Genomic DNA, 22,559 nt, shown 5'->3' with positions numbered 1-22,559 from the left:
CACGCCCGCCAGTTGCTTCACGCGATGTTTTTCGGTCGTGCCCGTTAAGAATTTTTTTGGAGAACCAGTCGGTGCTGAACGACCCTTCCTATCTCGTCCTTTTGCTTGGGGCCGCATTCATCGCAGGAGCATTGAATGCCGTCGCCGGCGGAGGTAGTTTCCTCACCCTTCCAGCATTGGTTTTTGCGGGACTGCCACCCGTTGTCGCAAACGCCACCGGCACTGTTGCCCTTTTGCCCGGGTACGCGTCCGGCGCCTTTGGTTTTCGAGAAGACATGCAGGCACCACCGGGTTTGTCGATGCGTACCCTGATCGTTCTCAGCCTGATCGGAGGCGCGATGGGCGCAACCCTTCTTTTGGTGACAAACGATCGAACATTCAACCAGGTTGTACCGTGGTTGCTTCTGGTCGCAACGATTCTTTTTGCAGTCGGACCGATGCTGCTGCGCAAATTCAACTCCAGCAAAACTGGTCACGTCTCGGCGACCAAGTCCGCAGCAGGAGTGCTTGTGGTCTCGATCTATGGTGGATATTTCAACGGTGGCCTTGGCATTCTGCTGCTGGCGCTGTTCGGCTTGCTCGGTCAAACCAACCTGAACGCGATGAATGGCATCAAGAATGTGGTTTCAGCCCTGCTGACGGCTATCGCCGTCGCAATCTATGCCTGGGGCGGACTCGTTGCGTGGCCGCAGGCGTTGGTGATGATGGTTGCGGCGACTGCCGGGGGCTATTTTGGTGCACGAATAGCGCGGCGAATCCCTGCCCCTGTACTCAGGGCTGCAATCGTTGCCACGGGCGTGACCATGACAACTTTGTTTTTTCTGAGAACTTAGCGATCGAAAAGGGCCACGAAGAGGGTGATTGTTCTACCCGTTCGCATATATGCCCCGCATCAAGAGGGATTTAATTCAAACCGGCTTTCTGAAGCATTTGCACCATAGCGCGAAAATCCCGCGCTTTTGCCAATGCCAGCGGTGTGTTGCCATGCATGTCAGTGAGTTGAGTACAGAGTTAACTGAAACCCGACATCAGCAAACTGCGGAACGCCACTGATGTTGACACTATGCGCCACTAAACATGACAGTGTTGACGTTTTCCCAATGAATTTATACGTCTCTGCGGTACGTCATGGCCTCGTCCGCCGTGCATGAGCTATCTCGCGGCTAGGTGAGCGGCTGGTACCTTGCACTCCGCAGAGCGGTGCGTTGCCATCGTGATTCCGCAAGCGGTCATTCGTGCCCAACAGCTGGATGTCTCAAAAATACCCAATGCCGAAGTTGCCGCTCCCACCTTCAACGACCGCTTTCGCCCGCCTTGCAGGTATACGTTTTAGCGATTGTTAATCTTCATTTTTGACCGACATCTTCGGGAAAAAGTGGCTGGCTCAAGAAGACGCCTATGCATAGCGCTGAGTTACGAATAGCAATTCCACTGACAAGGCTGGATGACGCATGAGCGTTGCCAGAATGGCAGGAGTCTGGTTACGCGAGGTGCATCAATAAAAAAGGGCGCAATTGCGCCCTTGCCTAGAAAGTCGGTCAAGCTATTTCGTGCAAGCCTTGCCGTGATCTACGTGGTTGCCCTTGGCCTTTGCATCGGCTTCGGTCATGTACTCCCCGGCCTTTGTCTTGCCGTAGAATTTTGAACCTTCGCAGTGGTAAACCTTGGATCCGGTGTTTACCCAGACCTTGCCGGCTCCGCCACCAACTGCAGTTGTTGCAGGACCTGAGGTCTTGCCAGCGGCACTGGCCGCAGGAGCTTCGATTTTTACAGCTACAGTGGTTGCAGGCTTGGCAAGGGTAGTTGCAGCTGCGGCAGATGTCGTGACAGGTACGCTGACCTTTGCAGCAGGGGCTGCAGACTGTGCGAATGCTGCTGCGCAGCAAAACATGCTAATGGCGATAGAAATAGTACGAAATGATTTCATTTTGTTTCCTTTAAATTGGCTGTGGGTGTCAAACAAACTGGGCGGAATTCCGAGCCTCTCAAGACGGGCATCACCCGCCTTCAATTGGTGACTACTGCGCTGCAGCTGCCTTCTTGGCGACTTTCTTCAAAGCGTGCTTTTTCACTGTTTTCTTGGCAGGCGTGGTCACCGATGCAGAGGCGTCGGCGGATGCAGACGTAACAGCCGGTGCTGCGGGTGCAGCTGCAAATGACAGGGTGGAGCCCAGGAGGCCTGCGGCGATACAAAGAGCGGTAATGCTTGTTTTCATAATGGGTCCTGTTGATGGCTGGTTGATGTTGTTCACTGTTTTGTTGGCTTCGATCCAACTGAGTGCAACTGTACGGACTCAAACTTAGGCTCGCCTTAGGGTTGCCTTAGCCGTGGCTTAAGCATTGGTCATCGAAATTATCCCCTTCAGGCCGCAACCGTCAGCTCCATCTGGTCCCGTTTTGCCAAGGCCGGCAACAGGTTGAACCATCCCGCGGCGATCAGTACCGTTCCGAAACCTCCGAAAACCACCGAGCCCACCGGACCGAACTGGGCTGCCGTCGCGCCTGACTCGACCTCTCCCCGCAGTTTGGAGGCACCAATGAACATCAACACCCCGCGCAAACCCGTGTTGTGCAGCGCTGCAGTGACATTCCGAGCCAGGCGAATCCAGATTTTTGGGATGTGACCTTCAACTTCCGAGGCGTAGACCACCAAGTCCAGCTGACCGCCCCCCAGGCAGACGTTTAGGTTCTGTGATGGCAATGGCGCACGTCGCAGGCAGCCATGATTGACAGCTGACTGGTCGATCAAATTTTGAATGGCGACTAACTGCAAGCTGCCGATGGTGAGCGGCTGGATACGCCCGCGTTGCAGCCCTTCGGCTCCGGGTCACGAAAGTCTGCTTTGCCCAAACGCCGGAAAAGCGTCATGTGTAATGCCGCAAAGGCGGCATGTCCAGGTGCATGGCATTTGCTGGGAGTCAGGATAATCAACAACTTGGGGAAGAGGACGGTGTCAACAACAGTTGTCCGGTTTCAGCCAATGCAATAGGACTAAACCAACAAAATCATCGACTTGGGAAATTCGTTGCAGGCAGCTCTGTAGTCCTGTCTCAGCTGACTCCATATTCACTGGTATTTGTCTCATTCAAATCAATACCGGTTCCTCAGTTGACAATTTGACCTCTCCGACATTTTCGACTGACCACAGGCTATAGCCCAGCAACAACACCCTACTTCTGCCGCCAGTGAAGGCTAGCGCAGAAACATGTCTTCGGCTGTGTTAAGGCTCTGAGCGACCGACAGTGAGCGAGTTGCTGTCGGTCACGAACGACCGGTATCGGCAAGCCAGATCAGATCTACCAGACGTCGACTTGTGACTAAGGATGCGGGGAAGTGCATATTTTCATCTGCGTCAAGCAGAAAAAATTAAGAATTTGAATGCCTTCGAAGCGCGTAGTTGTCTACGCGAAGAATTCATGAAGTGCTGCCGAGTGGCCGGCGACACGGATCTTTGATCCGAGCCCCGATCACCGACATTCCTGCGTTTGAAAGACGCACCGTGGAGAAGCAGTCAAGAGTCGCTCCACTCCAAAAAATCACTTCGACATTGGCCGCAAGCAGTTTCGTTCCAAGACCGCCCCGCCCCTCGGTTGAAATAACCATCAGAACCCCTTCTAAGAAAAATCGCTTTCGCATAGGCCAAGGGTCTGACAGACGTCCAGAAGGTTCAGATTAGTGCCAGCGCCTGCTCAAGATCAGCAATCAGATCATCAGAATTTTCAATGCCAGCAGAGTAGCGAATGAGGCTTTCCGGAATTCCGGCGTTGGCTCTTTCTTGCTCGCTCAGTTCGACATGGCTGGTCGTGCGTGGCGGACCTACCAGTGTGCCGACCGAACCCAGACTGGCGGCCTTGTGCGCAAACTTGAGGTTTTCGAGCACCGTCGCCACTTGCGCAAAGCCACCTTTCAGGGAAAAACTCATCATGCCGCCAAACCCACTCATTTGCTTCTTCGCGACGGCATGATTTGGGTGAGATTCAAGGCCGGGGTAGAAAACCTGGTCGACTTTAGGGTGCGTTGAGAGGTAGGTGGCAATCTTCATGCCGTTCTCGTTGTGGCGCTGGATACGCAGCTCCAGTGTTTTCATACCCCGCAAGATCATGTAGGCCGACTGTGCATGCAGCGTGGCACCGGTAATTTCACGATAGTGGTAAATGCGGTCCACCAGCTCTTTTTTGCCCACCACCAATCCACCCATCGCATCCGAGTGTCCGTTCAGGTACTTGGTGGCGCTGTACACCACCAAGTCTGCGCCTAGGCTGAGAGGACGCTGATTGATGGGCGTCGCGAAAGTGTTGTCAACAACCACGATGGCGCCATGTTGATGGGCCATTTTGGCGAGTCGCTCAATGTCGACCACCTTAAGCGTCGGATTGGTTGGCGACTCCAAATACAACACCGTGCAACCCTTTTTGACCTCTGCTTCTATCTGCTCACAATCGGTGGTGTCGCAAAGACAGACTTCAACGTTAAGGCGGGGCAAAAACTCGATAAATATCTTGTTGGTGCCGCCGTACGTGTCCTTGATGGCAACAACGCGGTCACCCGGCTTCAGCAACGTAAACAGCGTGTTGCTAATCGCCGCCATGCCGGTCGAGAAACTGGTGGCCTCTTCGCCGCCATCCATGATGCGAATTTTTTCCTCAAGCGGACGCACAGTGGGGTTGGTGTTGCGTGAATAAATGTGGCCTTTTTTTCTGCCGAGTGCGACCTCGTTCCACTCGTTCATGTCGTCGTAGCCAAAGGTCACCGAGTTAAAGACCGGAAGGCAAATTGCGCCCTCAGCGAACAGCTGTTCTTCTCCAGCCCAGACCGAGTCGGTTCCAAAATGTGGTGTTTGATTCATGATGTGTATTCCTTGTGAAGGTTGAAGAGAACTTGAGTGAAATCAAGATTTTGTTGAAGAGAAGGGTTCTCGCCACGGCGATTCCGTGCCCCCTTAACGATGATGTCCAGGCGGCGTCAATGCAGTACGTCTGCGATCACAGCGAGTGTGTCGCCGCAAGCAATCAAACCCGGAAAATGACGGCTGGCCAGCACGCCGTTTCGACTGGCACGGTACTCAATGGCCGACACTCCGGTGCGGGTCACATCGTGGACCCGTGCGAGCAATTCACCAGCAACAATCATGTCTCCGAGATCCTTGCACATCTCAAGCAAACCGTCGTCCAGACAAGTGATGAAACAGGAGCTGTCCGGCATGTCGAGCATGACCGTTTCTACCGGGCTCAAGGCGCCGGTGTACACACCGGCATGCACCAGAAAACGTTGTACACCGCGGTCCGCGATGGCAATGGTCTTGGCCGAGGCGCTCCCACCGCCGCCAAGTTCGGTGGAGACGAAGACCTTGCCCATGGCCTCCGCTGCGCTGTCCAACATGCCCGCGCTGTCAAGTTCAAGCATCGTCATGGAATAGGGCGCAGCAAATGCCCGCATCGCCAACTCGCATCGCGCCTGCTGCGCCTTGTCATCGAGTACATGCACCGCCGCAAAGGGCAAGAAGTCGAGTGTTCTCCCCCCGGAGTGGATATCAAGCGTGTAGTCAGCCAAGGGCAGCAAATGACGCTGAACATAATCTGCGATCTTTTGCGTAGGGGTCCCATTCGCGCTGCCCGGAAAACTGCGATTCAAATTCCCCTTGTCAATGGGAGAGGTGCGTTGACCCGCGCGAAATGCCGGGTAGTTCATATAGGGCAGGATGATCACGCGCCCCTTCACATCCTCGGCTTTGATCGCGTTGGCCAGTTTGATCAAGGCCACCGGCCCCTCGTATTCGTCGCCGTGGTTGGCGCCAGTCAACAACACCGTTGGGCCAATACCGCGCTGGGCGACGGTGATAGGGATCATTAGTGCCCCCCAAGCGGAGTCGTCGCGCGAGTAGGGCAGCTTCAAAAACCCGTGTTGTATGCCGTCCTTTGAATAGTCGACGGTCGTGGTGATTGGAGAGTTCAGCATCGAAGTCACTCCTTGACGAACAATTGGCGGGGCGTCTGGCAAAACGCCTCGGCGCCGGTCGGGGTGATGAGGATGCTTTCGGTGATCTCGATGCCCCAGTCGTCCTGCCAGATTCCTGGCATGAAGTGAAACGTCATGCCAGGCTCAAGTACCGTGCGGTCACCCGGGCGCAGGCTCATCGTTCGCTCGCCCCAGTCGGGCGGGTAGCTCGCACCGATGGGGTAGCCGCAGCGGCTGCTTTTTTCGATGCCGTTGCGACGCAGCACCGCGAAGAAAGCGTTGGCAATGTCTTCGCAGGTGTTGCCTGGTTTGGCGGCCTCCAGACCCGCAAAGATGCCTTCGACAACGGCTTTTTCGGCGTCAACAAAGTGTTTCGGCGGACGCCCCAAGTAAACCGTTCTCGACTGCGGGCAGTGGTAGCGGCGGTAACACCCTGCAATTTCGAAGAATGTGCCGGCGCCGCGTTCAAACGGTTTGTCATCCCACGTCAGGTGGGGGGCGGCAGCGTCTGCCCCGGTGGGCAGCAGCGGCACGATGGACGGGTAGTCGCCGCCGTGGCCCTCTGCACCGCCGATACCGGTGGCGTAAATCTTTGCGACCAAGTCGTTCTTGCGCATGCCTGGCTCAATGGTTTGGACAATCATGTTGTGCATGCGCTCGACGATTTTGGCGGCGATGCGCATGTAGGCGATCTCCTGAGGCGATTTGATCGCGCGCTGCCAGTTCACCAGCGCCGTTGCATCAATCCAGTGGGCTTGGGGCAGGTGCTTTTGCAACGCTGCATAGGCGGCCGCGCTGAAATAGTAGTTGTCCATCTCCACACCAATACGCCGGGCTTGCCAGCCGCGCGCGGCAATCACTTCCAGCGCCAGGTAGTCCATCGGGTGCCGATCTACTGACTGCACGTAGTGGTCCGGGTAACGCACGATGTGCTCAGGTGACATATAGGTGGTGCGATCCGCCCCATTGCCGTCCATCCCGCGACCAAACCAGATCGGTTCCCCTTCCAGGCCTACCAGCACACACTGGTGCACATAAAAAGACCACCCGTCATAGCCGGTTAGCCAAGCCATATTGGTCGGGTCGGTGACGATCAGCAGCTCAATGCCGCGCTGCGCCATCGCCGAGCGTGTTTTAGCCAAACGCTGTGTGTATTCGACGCGCTCAAAGGGTAGCTTTGTGTTTTCACTCATGTCTGCCTCTCGTTTGGTATTGCAATGTTGTGGCGTTGCTATATCGATCATCGAAGTCACTCCTTGACGAACAATTGGCGGGGCGTCTGGCAAAACGCCTCGGCGCCGGTCGGGGTGATGAGGATGCTTTCGGTGATCTCGATGCCCCAGTCGTCCTGCCAGATTCCTGGCATGAAGTGAAACGTCATGCCAGGCTCAAGTACCGTGCGGTCACCCGGGCGCAGGCTCATCGTTCGCTCGCCCCAGTCGGGCGGGTAGCTCGCACCGATGGGGTAGCCGCAGCGGCTGCTTTTTTCGATGCCGTTGCGACGCAGCACCGCGAAGAAAGCGTTGGCAATGTCTTCGCAGGTGTTGCCTGGTTTGGCGGCCTCCAGACCCGCAAAGATGCCTTCGACAACGGCTTTTTCGGCGTCAACAAAGTGTTTCGGCGGACGCCCCAAGTAAACCGTTCTCGACTGCGGGCAGTGGTAGCGGCGGTAACACCCTGCAATTTCGAAGAATGTGCCGGCGCCGCGTTCAAACGGTTTGTCATCCCACGTCAGGTGGGGGGCGGCAGCGTCTGCCCCGGTGGGCAGCAGCGGCACGATGGACGGGTAGTCGCCGCCGTGGCCCTCTGCACCGCCGATACCGGTGGCGTAAATCTTTGCGACCAAGTCGTTCTTGCGCATGCCTGGCTCAATGGTTTGGACAATCATGTTGTGCATGCGCTCGACGATTTTGGCGGCGATGCGCATGTAGGCGATCTCCTGAGGCGATTTGATCGCGCGCTGCCAGTTCACCAGCGCCGTTGCATCAATCCAGTGGGCTTGGGGCAGGTGCTTTTGCAACGCTGCATAGGCGGCCGCGCTGAAATAGTAGTTGTCCATCTCCACACCAATACGCCGGGCTTGCCAGCCGCGCGCGGCAATCACTTCCAGCGCCAGGTAGTCCATCGGGTGCCGATCTACTGACTGCACGTAATGGTCAGGGTAACCGACCATGTTGTCTTGCGACAGTTGCGTGGTTCGTTTGGCGCCATTGACATCCTGTCCGCGACCGAACCAGATCGGCTCCCCTTCCAGGCCTACCAGCACACACTGGTGCACATAAAAAGACCACCCGTCATAGCCGGTTAGCCAAGCCATATTGGTCGGGTCGGTGACGATCAGCAGCTCAATGCCGCGCTGCGCCATCGCCGCGCGTGTTTTAGCCAAACGTTGCGCGTATTCAGCCGGTTGAAACGGCATTTCAACAGGACTGGAATTGGGTATGGTTGGGTGCATGGCGTCATTCATCCGTCGAAGGACGTTCCATACCCGGCTTGCATCGCGCGGCTGTAGGCGAAGGTGGCAATTGCAGTGTCCTGTGCGCCGGTCCCTGTGAGATCGCAAATCGTGATTTCTTCCGCATTCGTTCGGCCCGGACTTTGACCGGCAATCACCTGTCCCAGTTCAGGCATCGCTGCATCGGCACCGACCAGACCAGCGCCTATCGCGTGATGCAGTTCGCCGAGCACACGCACTTGGCTCAATCGATCACAAAAGTATCGCGCTGGCGAGGCAATCACGTTTGGCGAGATCTCATTCTTGTGCTCAGCGTCCGAGCCAATCGCGGTGATATGCAGACCGGCATGCAAGTGACGCAATTCAATGAGTGGCTGCTGACTGGGGGTGGTGGTGACGGCGATGTCGGCGTCAGCCATTGCCGTGTCGATGTCAGTGCAGGGGTGGATCGGAATTCCCAGTTGCTGGCTCATCTCGCGTGCAAAGTCCTGTGCCCGCGAAAAGGTCGGAGCCCACACTGACGCTGACTCGATCGGCCGGACCAGCAGCAGCGCCCGTAACTGCAGACGGGCCTGTGCCCCAGCCCCAATAATTGCCGCGCGCTTGGCGTCCGCCCGCGCTAGCCAATGTGCGGCAACTGCACCGGCAGCAGCGGTGCGAATGCTCGTGAGATAGCCGTTATCCAGAAGCAATGCTTCCAAAACCCCGGTTCGTCCGGATAACAACACCATCAGGCCACTAAGACTGGGCAGGCCCAGTTTTGGATTCTCGAAAAAGCCAGGGCTAATCTTGACCGCAAAACCGTCAAGCCCTGGCATATAGGCCGTCTTGACATCGACCTCCCCATGATGGGCTGGAATGTCCAAACGCAATATGGGCGGCATGATCACATCGCCGGTGGCGAGGGCGCGGAACGCCTGCTCAATGCAATTGATCGCGTCGGCGTCAAGATCTACGCACGCCCGCAGATCTGACTCACTCAACAATAAAACTTTTTGCATCTGGGACTCTTTCAACAGGGGTGAATAGCGCTGAACCGGCGGGCCATTGCTCTAAGAATGAGTCTAGTGCGCCCCCACTACTGTTTGAGTTGTCCTAGTGCATTACGGGTAGTCGTTCACCCTTGGGTACTGAAGGTAGACGCTGGCGATGGTCAGCAGCGCTTCATTAATTCGCGGATCACCGCCTTCCGCACCGAGACAAACACGAATTGCATTCGGTCGGGGCGTTCCAGCCACAAGGAAAGGATCGGGCGAGGTGACAGCGATATGTCGGTTTCTCAATTCTTGTACAAGACTGTCGAGCTGCCAATGTTTCGGTATACCCAGCCACACAGATAGCGCAGTCGGCTGTTGTTGCCCCAATACAAACTCGCCCAGCACATCTCGCACCATTCGGTGACGCTCGGCCAGTCGAGTGCGCTGGATCTCGATCAGCCGCTGAGCCGTACCATCGCCGATCCAGCGAGTTGCAACTTCTGCCAGCAAGGGGGTGGCCATCCAGCTCGTGACGCGCAGGATACTTTCGACGCGCAACGCAAGGCGCCTGGGCATACTTAAATAGCCAACGCGCAGACCCGTCAGAACCGACTTGGTAAAGCTGGTGCAATAAAACCCCAAGTCCGGAAGATAACTACTGATCGGAGGCGGGGGTTGCGAAAGCAAGGGGCCATAAACATCGTCTTCTATGACGTAGACGCCATAGCGCTCGGCGATACGGGCAATTGACCGGCGGCGCGAGTCAGGCATGAGCGAACCGGTAGGATTATTCAGGTTCGGCGTACATACCAGTGCAGTAATCCGCTCGTTGGCACACATGTCCTCAAAATGATCTGGCCGAATTCCATACTCGTCAGTGTCTAGTCCCTTGAGCGTAAAACCGAGCACCTGGGCGCAACCGATGACGCCGTGGTCAGTGAGGTTCTCGCAGAGAACAACATCTGCCGTACTGACCAACGAGGCAAGCGCGAGAAACAATGCCTGGGAGGCACCGTTGGTGACGAGCAGCGTGTTGATAGAGGTCTCCATGCCAAGCGAGGCCAACCACTGGACACCAGCGGCCCGGTGGTAGTCGAACCCGGCAATCGGACGACACAAGCGCATCCAGGGGTGATCGGGTTGGACTGCGAGGGCAGCGCAGGCCTCTCGCCAAAAGTGGTCATGTTCAGGTGTATATACGATTGTCGCGATGGAAAAATCAATTACCGAGCGATCGGCCCGGTCCAGCATATAGGTCGCGACTTTTTCAGTCACGCGTTTCGCAACAAAGCTACCCCGCCCGATTTCGCAGCGAATCGCCCCATGCTGCTCGAGTTCTTTATAAGCGTTTGTGACGGTCTGCCCGCTGATGCCGAGCTTCTGACTCAACTCTCGCTGAGGAGGAAGGCGTGTCCCTTCCTTCAAGGTACCGTTGTCAATGTCGGCGGCAATCGCTTTGACGAGTACCTTGAATTTTGATTCACCGCTTCGAACCGAAGCAAGTGCTTTGTGCCAACCGTCCATTTTCAGTGCCCCCCTGCATTTTCCGAGATTCAACCATTTTCAGAACATTTGTCGCTGTGACTTGCGTGAAAATTCGAACCGACCCATCGGCAGATTCATTGCTAATCGGAAAGGTCACGTCTTCACCGCCATGCTACGCCTGGTCAGTGCCAATGATGCGCCGATGCAAGTCCATATCAATATTCGCGCCGCCCAGCAAGACGGCGGTGGTGCCGGGCGCGACGACCCGACCCGACAACAAAGCAGCGATTCCAACCGCGCCTGAGCCTTCAACAACCACCTGTTCTTCACGATAGGCGTGTCGAATTGCAGTGGCAATCTCGTCCTCGGTGACCAGCACCGTGTCATCAACAAGCGACTGCGCCATCCTGAAGGTGTAGCGGTTATCCAGACCAATGCCGCCGCCTAGCGAGTCGGCCAGCGTCTCCAATTCTTGCACCTGCACGGGCCGGCCCGCCTGGAGACTCGCATGCATTGCACAGCCACGCTCCATCGTGACGCCAATGACACGAATTTTCGGTGAGGCACTCTTGAGTGCCAGCGCAACGCCGGCCAACAGCCCGCCGCCAGACAGTGGCACCAAGACCGTGTCAATGCTCGGTAGGTCTTCCAGCAATTCAAGACCCACCGTGCCCTGCCCGGCGATGACATCGGGATGGTCAAAAGGAGGCAAAAGTGTCAGGCCCTCCTCATTGACCAAGCGCACAACTTCATGCTCGGCTTCGTCTTGGCTGACCCCAGTGATATGAACCTCGGCACCCAGAGCTCGAATGGCCTCGACTTTATTGCTCGGGACCATTTCAGACATGCAGATAACGGCTCGCACGCCAAGCTGGTGTGCTGCGTAGGCCAGTGCACGACCATGATTACCCGTTGATACCGCGATGACGCCACGTGCGCGACGGTCTGAATCGAGGCTGAGCAAAGCGTTGGTGGCACCGCGTAGCTTGAAGCTGCCCGTGATCTGCCGGCATTCAAGCTTGAGATGCACGGCGCCGCCGGTCAACAGGGAAAGTTTGGGTGAATGGTGTAGCGGCGTGCGCAAAACGTGACCGATCAGTCGCTGGCGCGCTCGATATAAATCAATCAGTCCGATGTCTTGGGTCATGCTTCTTGTCTCTGTGATGGCATATTGAAAATACGTCCGGGTGCGGACGTTGCCGGGTGGTTCATCAGATTCAGTGCATGCCAGATGATCGCCTGATTACTGGTGACGACCGGGCGGCCCAGCGCTGCTTCCAGCCGCTCAACTGCAAGGCTGGAACGCAAGGCCGTGCAGGAGATAAACAGTGCTTCAGCCTCTGGCGCCATCGCTCGAAGCCCCGCTGCAACAATTAGTTCCGGGCTCAATGCGGTCATGGCGTAATCATCGTCCATGTCGAGTCCCGACACGTTAATGACCTCCAGGCCACGGCTTTCGTAATACTCACCGAGAGCCAGATTGACGTCCGCCCGGTAGGGCGTGAGTATGGAGATCCGTCGCGCGCCGAGGTGCGCGAGCGCTGCCAGACTCGCAGTTACCGGTGTCGTCTGGTAGCGTGAAGGGTGCGACTGCGCGAGCAAGGCCAGCGTCTTTGCCTCCCCCATAGCAATCGTCGCCGAGGTGCAGCCAAACACCATCACATCCAGGTCCAGCCCCGGCAGCAAATCACAACCAGCGCGCGGTATTTCTTGCTCAATCAAGCGTTGCGCCGCAAGACTAATCGGATTGGCGTTGCGCACCCGATTGCAGTACAGATCGACGTCAGATGGCAGCATGCGGCGCAGATCCGCCTCGCTGTTGAGATCGGTGGCCAGTGCAATCAGGCCGATGCGGGCATGTTCCTTTGGAGCAGGACCGTCAACTGAAAGTGACATTGTTTCTATGTGCATGGGGAATCTGCCTATCAGCGGTACGCAAGTCGTGGAAGCAACAACGCAATATCTGGAAACAGGACCAGCAGCAGTGAAACAACCAGCAGCATCAAAATGAATGGTGGGGTGCCTCGAATGACGTCTATGTAGGGTTTTCGGAAAATGGCGCAAGCGGTGAAGATGTCACACCCGAACGGCGGCGTACAGGAGCCGATCGCCATCTGCAACGTGACAATCGTGCCCACCAGCACCGGATCAATTCCGGCCGCTCTCGCCAAAGGCATAAAAATCGGCGTCAAAATCAGTGTGACGACGATTGGGTCAACGAACATGCAGCCGATGAAAAAGGCCACCGAGATGGCCAGCAAAATGGTGTATGGGCCGGCGGTGGCCAAGCCCAACCCGGCTATCAGCTGCTGTGGCACCTGCGCAAAGGAAATAATCCAAGAAAAAGCCGATCCGGCACCCACCAACACAAAAACAATGCCGGTAATCAATCCCGTCGAGTACGCAATTTTGGGAATATCCGCGAGTTTGACCGCGCGATAAATAAACACCTCAAGAATGAACGCATAGAGTACGGCAACCGCCGCAACTTCGGTTGGGCTGAAGTAGCCCCCATAGAGGCCGCCAACAATCAACACCGGAAACAAGCCTGCCAAGATGGCTTTGCGAACCGCACGAAGCCGCTCTGCCCAGCTTGACCGCTGCAATATCGGAATATTCTTGCGCCATGCGTACCAAACGGAGTAGGTGCTAAACATCAACAGAATTAGCAGACCCGGCCCGATGCCTGCCAAAAACAGTTCGGCAATGGAAACTTTGCCAACGATACCGAATACGATCATTCCGATGCTCGGCGGAATCAGAAAGGCGATGTCGGCGGCATTGATGATCAAGGCGGTGGTGAACTTGTCTTCGTAGCCAGCCTTCAGCATCCGGGGGCGTATCGGCCCGCCAATAGCAACGACAGTAGCCTGAGTTGAACCCGAGATCGCCCCGAACATGGTGCAGGCCACAGCTGCCGTCACAGCGAGGCCGCCACGCAAGTGACCAAAGAAGGTCATGGCCAGATCAAGCAGACGATTCGCCGTATGGCCGCGAGTAACAATGTCAGCGGCAAGTATGAACATGGGCACGGTTATCAACGCTACCGGACTGATACCACTGATCATTTGCTGGACGATGATGTCGGTCTTGAGCATCGGAAAATAGACAAAAAATCCGACAAAAGTTGCAACCAGCATGGGGATCATCATCGGGAAGCCCATCAGAAGCAGGCATAACATGACAAGAAAAATTGTGAGGGCCATGACTTTTATTCCTCAGATGGTGGGCATGTCGACGTCGTCTGTCTCACGAACATGCGGTGCCAGAAAAACTTCGTCAGTGCTGCGCAAATTGGCAATCGCCGCCAACAGGAACTGCAAGGCGGCAAGGGCCAGACCTAGCGGTAGCCATAACAAGGTGCTCCACACCGGAAATTGCAGAGCTGGCGTGACCCGGCCCGAGGCTTGAATGCGAAATATGTAGCTGACGGCGTACCATGCCAGAGCACCAACGACGATCGCGGTGCTTAACTGAATGAACGCGAACATCAGTCGACGCTGCTTAACAGGCAATAGGTCGGTTAGTGCAGACATGCGGATGTGCCGCCCCTGGCGCGCCGCCGCGCTGGTTCCTACAAACGTCACCAGCACAATCAAAAATTGATTAAGTTCTTCTGAAAAGAAAATGCTGCTGCTAAACACCACTCGGGCGACTACGTTAGCTAACGTGTTCACGGCCATCACAATGATGGCCCAAGAAAGAAGCTGTCTTTCGAGTGCGGCAAGTCCATGATTGACCTGCCGCAAAACGCGAAGCATCGCGCTACCTTCTGACGCAGTATCCATGAGTATTTCTCCATCAACTAGTGAACTTCCGGTCTCGCAGGCCATCACGCATCTTTTGCTGCATGATCGCTGGCAGTCTAGTCCGCGTGGCAAACGACCATCATTGCTCTAGTGCAATCCAACCATCTGATCTGAATGCCTCATATCAAGTGATGAAGTCGCATCTGCGGCCCGATGGCTTTTTCCGCAGCAATGACCGCAGCGCTGCCAGTAGCGATGTACATACATCTATCCCTCGCGGTCAAGCAGGTCCAATGAGTGCGGCATGTGAAATTTCTGCCTGATTCATTTCGCACAGCGATTCAACGACATTTCTCCTCAGTGTTCTAGTGCAATCCAATCGGCCAATCGCGACAGTAGTATTAATTCCGAGTTACTCAGCGAGCCGGTCGCAGGTGACCGACCCCCGTTCATTTATTGAAGGAGACTACTACCATGACCGTTAAAAAGTTACTGAAGAACCTTGCATGTGGTGCCATCTTTGGTATCGCTGCAATATCCGCAGCCAACGCCGAGCAATGGAAATTTGCTGTGGAGGAGTCTCCAGGGGACGTACAAACGCTGTATGCACAGGAGTTCAAACGCTTGGTTGAAGCGGGTACGAAGGGGAAGATCGAGGTCGTGATTTACACCTACGGTCAACTTGGCAATGAGAATGACATTACCGAACTCACTGCCTCCGGAGCAATTCAGTTTTCAAACGCATCACCTGGTCACCTGGGCACCTTTGTGCCAGAGGTTCAGATCCTTAGCCTGCCGTTTCTTTTGCCAAAGGACCCGGTTGCGAAGGCCAACATTCTGTCCAACAGCAAAGCGCTGTACGGCTCTTTGGCAAAGGACTTCACAAGCAAAGGGCTTAAGTTGTTCACGATCTACCCCGAAGGTGAGATGGTTTGGACCACCCAAAAGCCCGTGCGTACACCTGCAGATTTAGGTGATGTGAAATTTCGTGTCATGACTTCGCCCCTATTGATTGAGCAATTCAAGCTCTATGGTGCAAACCCCGTCGCTCTGCCTTGGGGTGAAATCTATAGCGGCCTGCAAATGAATGTTATCCAAGCTCAGACGAATCCAGCCTTCTTCATCGAGAGCGCCAAATTTCATGAAGTAACCAGCTATTTGATCTATTCTGGCGATGTCGAATACACCACGACCGTCGTTGCCAATGCAGATTTCTGGAACAGCTTGTCAGCCGAGAACAAGACCATGCTTGGCGAGATTCGCAACAAGTTGCAGACGTTCATCATCGCCAAAGAAAAGGAAAAAAACGCAGCGTCTGTCATCAAGATGATGAAGGACAACCCAAAGCTGAAAGTCATCAAACTGACCGAAGCCGAAAGCGACGTGTTTCGTAAGCGCACCGAATCGCTGTCTGCCACATTGGTGAAAATGGCCGGGGGCCGAACTGGTGAAATCCTGGACCAGTTAAAAGCCGAGATTGCGGCACAAAAATAGCCTTGTTGGCTAATTTGGGGACCGACTCAATTCGGTCAACCCGTCAATACCCCACTGGACTTCGTCTGCTGGGGTATTTTCACGTTACTGAACAGCAAAACCTGAGCATTCAGGTTGGCGGTGGCCGCTTGTATGCGCTGAAGACTTCGGCACCGCGGAGGATCCGGGCCAGCCGATCGCTTAAGAGTTACAGACGGTGACTTCAACGTCTGGCAAATCCAATTGAAAAACCCTGCCTTCATTGGGGCGATGGCAATTGAGGATGGGTTGGTGTCGCCAACAGGACGGGGCCGTCGCGCTACGCCAGTACAGAGTCATTGAGAAAAGTACAGAGTTAGCTGAAACCCGACAGAAAGTTCAGTGGCGTTCCGCCGCAGTTTTCCCCCTGTCCTCTTGAAAGATCTAAAAATGCCCTTATCATTAGCACTCGTAGGAGTTGAGTGCTAACAGGCCTTCCGGCTTGGTGAACTCACTCCTCCAGCGAATACAGAAACCAACTCACAGGAGTTGGTTTTTGATTGTTTAACCCTGTTTTTGAACTCAAGGAGCCCCCATGAAACTTCGCCCTCTCGCAGACCGCGTGATTGTTAAACGCGTCGAAAACGAAACAAAAACTGCCTCCGGCATCGTGATTCCTGACAGTGCTGCTGAAAAGCCTGATCAAGGCGAAGTGCTGGCCGTGGGCCCTGGCAAGAAAAACGACAAAGGCGAGTTGTTGGCCATGAACGTCAAGGTCGGTGACCGTGTTCTGTTCGGCAAGTACAGCGGCCAAACCGTCAAAGTTGACGGCGATGAGTTGCTTGTCATGAAAGAAGACGACCTGTTTGCGGTTGTCGAGAAGTAATTTTCTCACTATTAAATTCATAGCTGGCTGTGCACATTTCGTGTGGGCTAGCAGCATATTTCACTTAAATCTGGAGTCATAACATGGCATCAAAAGACGTAATTTTCGGCGGCGAAGCCCGCGCACGCATGGTTGAAGGTGTGAACATTTTGGCCAACGCGGTCAAAGTGACACTGGGCCCTAAAGGTCGTAACGTGGTTCTGGAGCGCTCTTTCGGCGCCCCTACCGTGACCAAAGACGGTGTGTCCGTTGCCAAAGAAATCGAACTCAAAGACAAGCTGCAAAACATGGGTGCGCAGATGGTCAAGGAAGTCGCTTCCAAGACGTCTGACATCGCTGGTGACGGCACGACAACTGCTACCGTTCTGGCTCAGTCCATCGTGCGCGAAGGCATGAAGTACGTGGCCGCCGGCATGAACCCGATGGACCTGAAGCGCGGTATCGACAAGGCAGTGACTGTCTTGATCGCCGAGTTGAAGAAAGCTTCCAAAGCCACTACTACTTCCAAAGAAATCGCTCAAGTTGGCTCGATCTCTGCCAACTCTGACGAAACCATTGGCAAGATTATTGCTGATGCGATGGACAAAGTGGGCAAAGAAGGCGTGATCACGGTTGAAGACGGCAAGTCCCTGGACTCCGAGCTGGACGTGGTTGAAGGCATGCAGTTTGACCGCGGTTACCTGTCTCCTTACTTCATCAACAGCCCAGAGAAGCAGTCCGCTTTGCTGGACAACCCTTTCGTGCTGTTGTACGACAAGAAAATCAGCAACATTCGTGACCTGCTGCCAACCCTGGAACAAGTCGCCAAGTCTGGCCGTCCATTGCTGATCATTGCTGAAGATGTCGATGGCGAAGCCCTGGCAACTTTGGTGGTGAACACCATCCGTGGCATCCTGAAGGTTGTGGCTGTCAAGGCGCCTGGCTTTGGTGACCGTCGCAAGGCCATGTTGGAAGACATCGCCATCCTGACCGGCGGCAAAGTGATCGCTGAAGAAGTTGGCATGTCACTGGAAAAAGTGACTTTGGCTGACCTCGGCTCCGCCAAGCGCATCGAAGTGGGCAAAGAAAACACCATCATCATCGACGGCGCTGGCGCTGCTGCTGACATCGAAGCCCGCGTGAAGCAAGTTCGCGTTCAGATCGAAGAAGCGACTTCTGACTACGACCGTGAAAAACTGCAAGAGCGCGTGGCCAAGTTGGCTGGCGGTGTTGCCGTGATCAAGGTTGGCGCTGCCACCGAAGTCGAAATGAAAGAGAAGAAAGCTCGCGTTGAAGACGCCCTGCACGCTACCCGCGCTGCTGTGGAAGAAGGTATTGTGGCTGGTGGCGGTGTTGCACTGCTGCGCGCCAAGCAAACTGCTGGCGTCATCAAAGGCGACAACGCTGACCAGGACCACGGTATTGCTTTGGTGCTGAAAGCCATCGAAGCGCCTCTGCGCGAGATCGTGTACAACGCCGGCGGCGAAGCCTCTGTGGTGGTGAACGCGGTGTTGGCTGGTAAAGGCAACTACGGCTTCAACGCTGCTAACGACACCTACGGCGACATGATCGAAATGGGTATTTTGGACCCAACCAAAGTGACCCGCACTGCTCTGCAAAACGCAGCGTCTGTGGCTTCACTGATGTTGACCACCGAGTGCATGATCTCTGAGTCTCCAAAAGACGAAGCCGGCGGCATGGGCGGCGGCGACATGGGTGGCATGGGCGGCATGGGTGGTATGGGCGGCATGGGCATGTAATTGCCCCTGGCTCCCGGTGACGCTGGCTGACCTTCGGGAAGTCCAGCGTTGCCCGACCACAAAAAACCCCGCAAGGTGCAAACCTTGCGGGGTTTTTATTTAACTATCTTTTTAATAGCGACTTGCGCTTACTTGACAAGGGCCAGAGCCTTAAAATCGGACCAAAAACAAGTCGATCAGTTGATCTGTTTACTGATCTGGAACTGCATGGCCGCGTTGCCCAACAGGTTCAACTGCGCCGACCAGCCGGACGAAAAATCATAGGCCAGAGCCGGAATGACCACCGGGTTGAAACCAACAACATTCAATGGCACTTTGTCTTTGTATTGCCCGGTGTAGCCGTACATCAACCCAGCCGTCCATTTGAAGGAGAGTTTAGAGACGCCCATGATCTCCCGATAAGTACCTCCCCAAGGATAGACATAAATAGAGGGCTGACCAAACGAATTGGAAAACAGCACCACGCCGTCCAGTTTGCCGTCCTTGTGTTCACGTTCCAGACCAACCAGGACCACGTCGCTGTGCGCGTCATCTTGCGTGTAGTGGTAGGTGTAGGGGCTGAACTGAAAACGCAGCGTTTTGTCCTGAGTCAAGCCGCTGAGAAAGCTTTCCTCAGCCATCGCCGGTGCAGCCAGGTGGGCCACAATCAGGCCACACACGAGAGGAATCAATTTTTTCATGGGTAACAACAAGGTCAATTGGGGAAGTCAGAGCGTTCGCAGTGTAACGGCAGCGCTCTTGATGCCCGTCAAGGCCCTGTCACGCCTCTTGCGAGTGATGTTGCTCATGTCACTGCTGGCGACCTCTGGTTGCGCCTGGTTGGACACCCGCCAACGCCAGATTATCTACCGACCGACCACCGGTATGCCAGCTGACTTCCCGGGCCTGCGCGCCGGTGACGAGCGCTACTTCTTGCCAGCACCTCAGGCCAACCTGTCCACCACACCGTCGACGACTGAGGCAAACCAAGCGCAACGTATTGAGGTCTGGTGGCTGCCGCATGCCGACCCTCTTGCGCCCACCCTGCTCTACCTGCACGGCACCTTTCGCAACCTCTTTGACAACATTCACAAAATCAACGCGCTTCGCGCGGCAGGTTTCGCCGTGCTGGCGGTGGATTACCGGGGTTGGGGCCTCAGCACGCCCATCACGCCGTCAGAGCGCAGCATTGTTCAGGACGCAGACTTGGCTTGGGGTGAGTTGAAGCGCCGCGCTCCCACATTCAGCCAGCGGGTAATTTACGGCCACTCGATGGGCAGCGGGGTCGCCGTGGACTTGGCCAGCCGGCTGGAGGGGCGCGCGGACTATGGCGGCTTGGTTCTGGAATCGGCCTTCACCAGTTTCACCGAGGTGGCGTCCGAGGCTGGTTTTCTGGCGCGGGTGCTGGTCAGTTTGAACGACGAGCGATTTGCGTCCATCAACAAAATCGCCCGCGTGAATGCGCCGCTGCTGATGCTGCACGGCAACTTGGACAGCACCATTCCCTTGTTGCTTGGAAAGCGGCTGTTTGACGCTGCCCAAGCGCCGAAGCAATGGGTGGTGATTGAGGGCGGCCACCACAGCGACCTGCAAGAAGTGGACGAAGCGGCCTACCAGGCTGCTTTGGCGCGCTTCAAGGCGCAGTGGCTAACCGGACCTTAACAGCGTCACTGCCATCCACGCATCCAACTCAGCCTGCACCTGCGGCGCTGATTCAAATTGGATGCCGTGCCAGCCCCGCGCTTGGGCGGCAGTGATGTTTGGTGCCAAGTCGTCAATGAACACCGTGTGCTCGGGCTGCAAGGCGTAGCGGGATTCCAGCAGTTCGTAGATCGCAGGTTCGGGCTTGATGTGATTCACATCGCCCGAGAACACACCGCCGTCAAACCACTGAAAGAAGACATGACGTTGCTCCAGCGTGCGGGCGTAGGGCTGGGGCATATTGGACAGGTAATACAGGCGAATGCTGTTTTCCCGCTCACGCCGTGCCCGCAGTTTGGACAGCAGTGCCACCGTGTCGGGCAAGGGGGTCAAATAGTCGCCAATACCCGTCACGAGGGATGCCACGGCCGGGCCGGGCAAACCCAAGCGCTGGCCGGTGCGGGCAATCACGGTGTCCATGGGCAAGGTGCCACGGTCAAAGCTCATCCAATCGGCGTGGTGAAAGAAGTCACCCGCCAAGGCCTTGGCCTGCTCGGGTGAACCGGCCTCGTTGGGAAAGTGCTGGCGCAGCAGGTCTTGCGGCCGCCATTGCACCAACACCGCCCCCAAGTCAAAGACGAGGTTCACCGGCAATCTCACGCACGCAGGCGTTGCAGCAAACCGCTGGTGGAGCCGTCCACCCCGCTCACATCACCGCTGAGCAAGCGTGCCTCTACCTCTTTGGCCAGCACTTTGCCCAACTCCACGCCCCACTGGTCAAAGCTATTGATGCCCCACAAGGCGCCGCTCACAAACACGCGATGCTCCTGTAAGGCAATCAGGGCGCCCAAACTGGCGGGCGTCAACTCTTCCAGCAGCAAGAACGTGCTGGGGCGGTTGCCCGTGAAGTGCTTGTGACCACCTGCATCCACTTTGCCCACCATCAGTGCCTGCGCCTGCGCGACCACGTTGGCCAGCAGCAAGTTGTGGTGACCGGGCAAGTCATGTTTGGGCGTCTTCACCGCCACAAACTCGACCGGAACCACCTCGGTGCCCTGGTGCAGCATCTGAAAATAGGCATGCTGGCCATTGGTGCCGGGTTCGCCCCACAGCACGGGTGAGGTATCAAACGGCAGGGTCTCGCCGGTGGCGTCGACGCGCTTGCCGTTGCTTTCCATCTCCAACTGCTGCAAGTACGCCGGTACACGGCCCAAAGCGCTGTGGTACGGCGCAATACTGCGGCTGGTGAAGCCATGAAAGTTGCGGTACCAAACGTCCAGCAGCCCCAGACGAACCGGCAGGTTTTGCGCCAGCGGCGTGGTCCGAAAGTGCTCGTCCATGGCATGGGCGCCGCCCAAAAATTCACGGAACCCTTCGGCGCCAATGGCAATTGCCAGCGGCAGGCCAATGGCCGACCACATGGAATAGCGCCCGCCCACCCAATCCCAAAATCCAAAAGTGGTGCTGATGCCAAAGGCATTGGCCGCCGGCACATTGGTGGTCAGTGCCGCAAAGTGGCGCGCGATGTCCGTGCCGCCGTTTGCCTCAAACCAGGTCTTGGCCGACAAAGCGTTGGTCATGGTCTCAATGGTGGTGAAGGTTTTGCTGGCCACCAGAAACAGCGTGCTCTCGGGCTTGACCCGCTTCAATACGGCGGCCAATTCATGGCCGTCCACATTGGAGACAAAGTGAAAGCGCTTGCCGGGCATGACATAGTCGTCCATTGCCAGCACCGCCATTTGCGGGCCGAGGTCTGAGCCGCCGATGCCGATGTTGACCACATCCGTGATGGCAGCGTCTGCCCGCACGCTTTCGGCATACGCCAACATCTGGTCAAGCGTGCTGTGAATCCAACCCAGCTCGGCGGACAAACCCTGAAGCGCTGCGTTTTTAGGAGCACTCTCTGAATTATTAACGGGGGCTACAGCCGGATTTCTCAACAGCCAATGCATCACCGCGCGTTGCTCGGTGTTGTTGATGGCCTCACCGGCAAATAGGGCGTCGCGGTGGGCCGCCAAACCAGTCTGCTGGGCCAAGTCCAGCAACAAGGCCTGCGTGGCCTCGTCGATCAGGTTTTTGGACAAGTCCGCAAACACATGGGGCGCAGTCTGACTGAAGCGCGTGAAGCGGTCCGGGTCAGCCGCAAAAGCAGTGCGCGCATCAAATGCGTGGCCGGTGGCATCAAAAGCGGATTGCAAAGCGCCCCAGGCGGGCGTGCGGTCACAACGGGTGCGGCTCATG

20 protein-coding genes and 1 pseudogene are annotated in these 22,559 nt (G+C 56.1%); 5 read left to right on the top strand and 16 right to left on the bottom strand.

Features of this window, described 5'->3' with window-relative positions:
- Positions 1–56: 56 nt before the first annotated feature.
- Positions 57–833, top strand: coding sequence for a sulfite exporter TauE/SafE family protein (locus J8G15_RS19595; RefSeq protein WP_370627445.1), 777 nt, complete (start codon positions 57–59; stop codon positions 831–833).
- 710 nt (positions 834–1,543) lie between these two features.
- Here the strand turns inward: J8G15_RS19595 and J8G15_RS19590 are convergent.
- The 13 genes and pseudogenes from J8G15_RS19590 to J8G15_RS19530 form a co-directional block, all read right to left on the bottom strand.
- Entirely contained in the window at positions 1,544–1,927 is a 384-nt protein-coding gene (locus tag J8G15_RS19590) for a signal protein (protein ID WP_210544445.1), read from the bottom strand.
- Positions 1,928–2,018: 91 nt separating this feature from the next.
- Positions 2,019–2,216: a hypothetical protein gene (locus J8G15_RS19585; protein WP_210544443.1), complete on the bottom strand. Its 198-nt coding sequence runs from the start codon at positions 2,214–2,216 to the stop codon at positions 2,019–2,021.
- Between the two features lie 146 nt (positions 2,217–2,362).
- Positions 2,363–2,545, bottom strand: a pseudogene (locus J8G15_RS19580) (MFS transporter); the annotation flags it as partial.
- Positions 2,546–3,667: 1,122 nt separating this feature from the next.
- A complete protein-coding gene (locus J8G15_RS19575; RefSeq protein WP_210544442.1) occupies positions 3,668–4,846 on the bottom strand; it encodes a cystathionine gamma-synthase family protein in 1,179 nt (392 codons plus the stop codon).
- A 116-nt stretch (positions 4,847–4,962) separates the two neighbouring features.
- Positions 4,963–5,955 carry a N(2)-acetyl-L-2,4-diaminobutanoate deacetylase DoeB gene (gene doeB / locus J8G15_RS19570; RefSeq protein WP_210544439.1) on the bottom strand — a complete coding sequence of 331 codons (993 nt, stop codon included), beginning with the start codon at positions 5,953–5,955 and terminating at the stop codon, positions 4,963–4,965.
- Positions 5,956–5,960: 5 nt separating this feature from the next.
- Entirely contained in the window at positions 5,961–7,148 is a 1,188-nt protein-coding gene (gene doeA / locus J8G15_RS19565; RefSeq protein WP_210544437.1) for an ectoine hydrolase DoeA, read from the bottom strand.
- 56 nt (positions 7,149–7,204) lie between these two features.
- On the bottom strand, positions 7,205–8,410 hold the full coding sequence (gene doeA, locus J8G15_RS19560) for an ectoine hydrolase DoeA (RefSeq protein ID WP_210544436.1): 1,206 nt from the start codon (positions 8,408–8,410) through the stop codon (positions 7,205–7,207).
- Between the two features lie 8 nt (positions 8,411–8,418).
- Positions 8,419–9,411 carry a cyclodeaminase gene (locus tag J8G15_RS19555; RefSeq protein ID WP_210544435.1) on the bottom strand — a complete coding sequence of 331 codons (993 nt, stop codon included), beginning with the start codon at positions 9,409–9,411 and terminating at the stop codon, positions 8,419–8,421.
- Between the two features lie 102 nt (positions 9,412–9,513).
- Complete coding sequence (locus tag J8G15_RS19550; protein WP_210547670.1) at positions 9,514–10,911, bottom strand: PLP-dependent aminotransferase family protein; 1,398 nt, start codon at positions 10,909–10,911, stop codon at positions 9,514–9,516.
- A gap of 133 nt (positions 10,912–11,044) precedes the next feature.
- Positions 11,045–12,019 carry a hydroxyectoine utilization dehydratase EutB gene (gene eutB / locus J8G15_RS19545; RefSeq protein WP_210544433.1) on the bottom strand — a complete coding sequence of 325 codons (975 nt, stop codon included), beginning with the start codon at positions 12,017–12,019 and terminating at the stop codon, positions 11,045–11,047.
- Positions 12,016–12,768 carry a hypothetical protein gene (locus J8G15_RS19540; RefSeq protein ID WP_210544431.1) on the bottom strand — a complete coding sequence of 251 codons (753 nt, stop codon included), beginning with the start codon at positions 12,766–12,768 and terminating at the stop codon, positions 12,016–12,018. The genes eutB and J8G15_RS19540 overlap by 4 nt, the downstream gene beginning before the upstream one ends.
- A 29-nt stretch (positions 12,769–12,797) precedes the next feature.
- Positions 12,798–14,078, bottom strand: a complete 1,281-nt coding sequence (locus J8G15_RS19535) for a TRAP transporter large permease (RefSeq protein WP_210544429.1) — start codon at positions 14,076–14,078, stop codon at positions 12,798–12,800.
- A gap of 12 nt (positions 14,079–14,090) precedes the next feature.
- The gene (locus J8G15_RS19530) at positions 14,091–14,705 is read right to left on the bottom strand and encodes a TRAP transporter small permease (RefSeq protein ID WP_210544427.1); all 615 of its coding nucleotides are present in this window, start codon (positions 14,703–14,705) and stop codon (positions 14,091–14,093) included.
- Between the two features lie 390 nt (positions 14,706–15,095).
- On the opposite strand from J8G15_RS19530, the gene dctP reads away from it, so the two are divergent.
- The 3 genes from dctP (at position 15,096) to groL (ending at position 18,698) form a co-directional block, all read left to right on the top strand.
- A complete protein-coding gene (gene dctP, locus J8G15_RS19525) occupies positions 15,096–16,115 on the top strand; it encodes a TRAP transporter substrate-binding protein DctP (protein WP_210544425.1) in 1,020 nt (339 codons plus the stop codon).
- A gap of 553 nt (positions 16,116–16,668) precedes the next feature.
- Complete coding sequence (groES, locus tag J8G15_RS19520) at positions 16,669–16,959, top strand: co-chaperone GroES (protein ID WP_210544423.1); 291 nt, start codon at positions 16,669–16,671, stop codon at positions 16,957–16,959.
- Between the two features lie 83 nt (positions 16,960–17,042).
- Positions 17,043–18,698: a chaperonin GroEL gene (groL, locus tag J8G15_RS19515; protein WP_210544420.1), complete on the top strand. Its 1,656-nt coding sequence runs from the start codon at positions 17,043–17,045 to the stop codon at positions 18,696–18,698.
- A gap of 176 nt (positions 18,699–18,874) precedes the next feature.
- Here the strand turns inward: groL and J8G15_RS19510 are convergent, their stop codons facing one another.
- Entirely contained in the window at positions 18,875–19,378 is a 504-nt protein-coding gene (locus J8G15_RS19510) for a hypothetical protein (protein WP_210544418.1), read from the bottom strand.
- Here J8G15_RS19510 and J8G15_RS19505 point away from each other — a divergent pair.
- Complete coding sequence (locus J8G15_RS19505; RefSeq protein WP_210544417.1) at positions 19,377–20,339, top strand: alpha/beta hydrolase; 963 nt, start codon at positions 19,377–19,379, stop codon at positions 20,337–20,339. The two genes, J8G15_RS19510 and J8G15_RS19505, sit on opposite strands and share 2 nt — an antisense overlap.
- On the opposite strand, the gene J8G15_RS19500 is transcribed toward J8G15_RS19505, so the two are convergent.
- Positions 20,325–20,966, bottom strand: coding sequence for an HAD family phosphatase (locus tag J8G15_RS19500; protein WP_210544414.1), 642 nt, complete (start codon positions 20,964–20,966; stop codon positions 20,325–20,327). The two genes, J8G15_RS19505 and J8G15_RS19500, sit on opposite strands and share 15 nt — an antisense overlap.
- Before the next feature lie 8 nt (positions 20,967–20,974).
- Positions 20,975–22,558: a glucose-6-phosphate isomerase gene (pgi, locus tag J8G15_RS19495; protein ID WP_210544412.1), complete on the bottom strand. Its 1,584-nt coding sequence runs from the start codon at positions 22,556–22,558 to the stop codon at positions 20,975–20,977.
- Position 22,559: the final 1 nt, after the last annotated feature.

The organism is Rhodoferax sp. PAMC 29310, from assembly GCF_017948265.1.
Taxonomy (GTDB): Bacteria; Pseudomonadota; Gammaproteobacteria; order Burkholderiales; family Burkholderiaceae_C; genus Rhodoferax.
The sequence above is the reverse complement of the archived record's forward strand: the minus strand, read 5'-3'. Positions and strand labels throughout refer to the sequence as shown.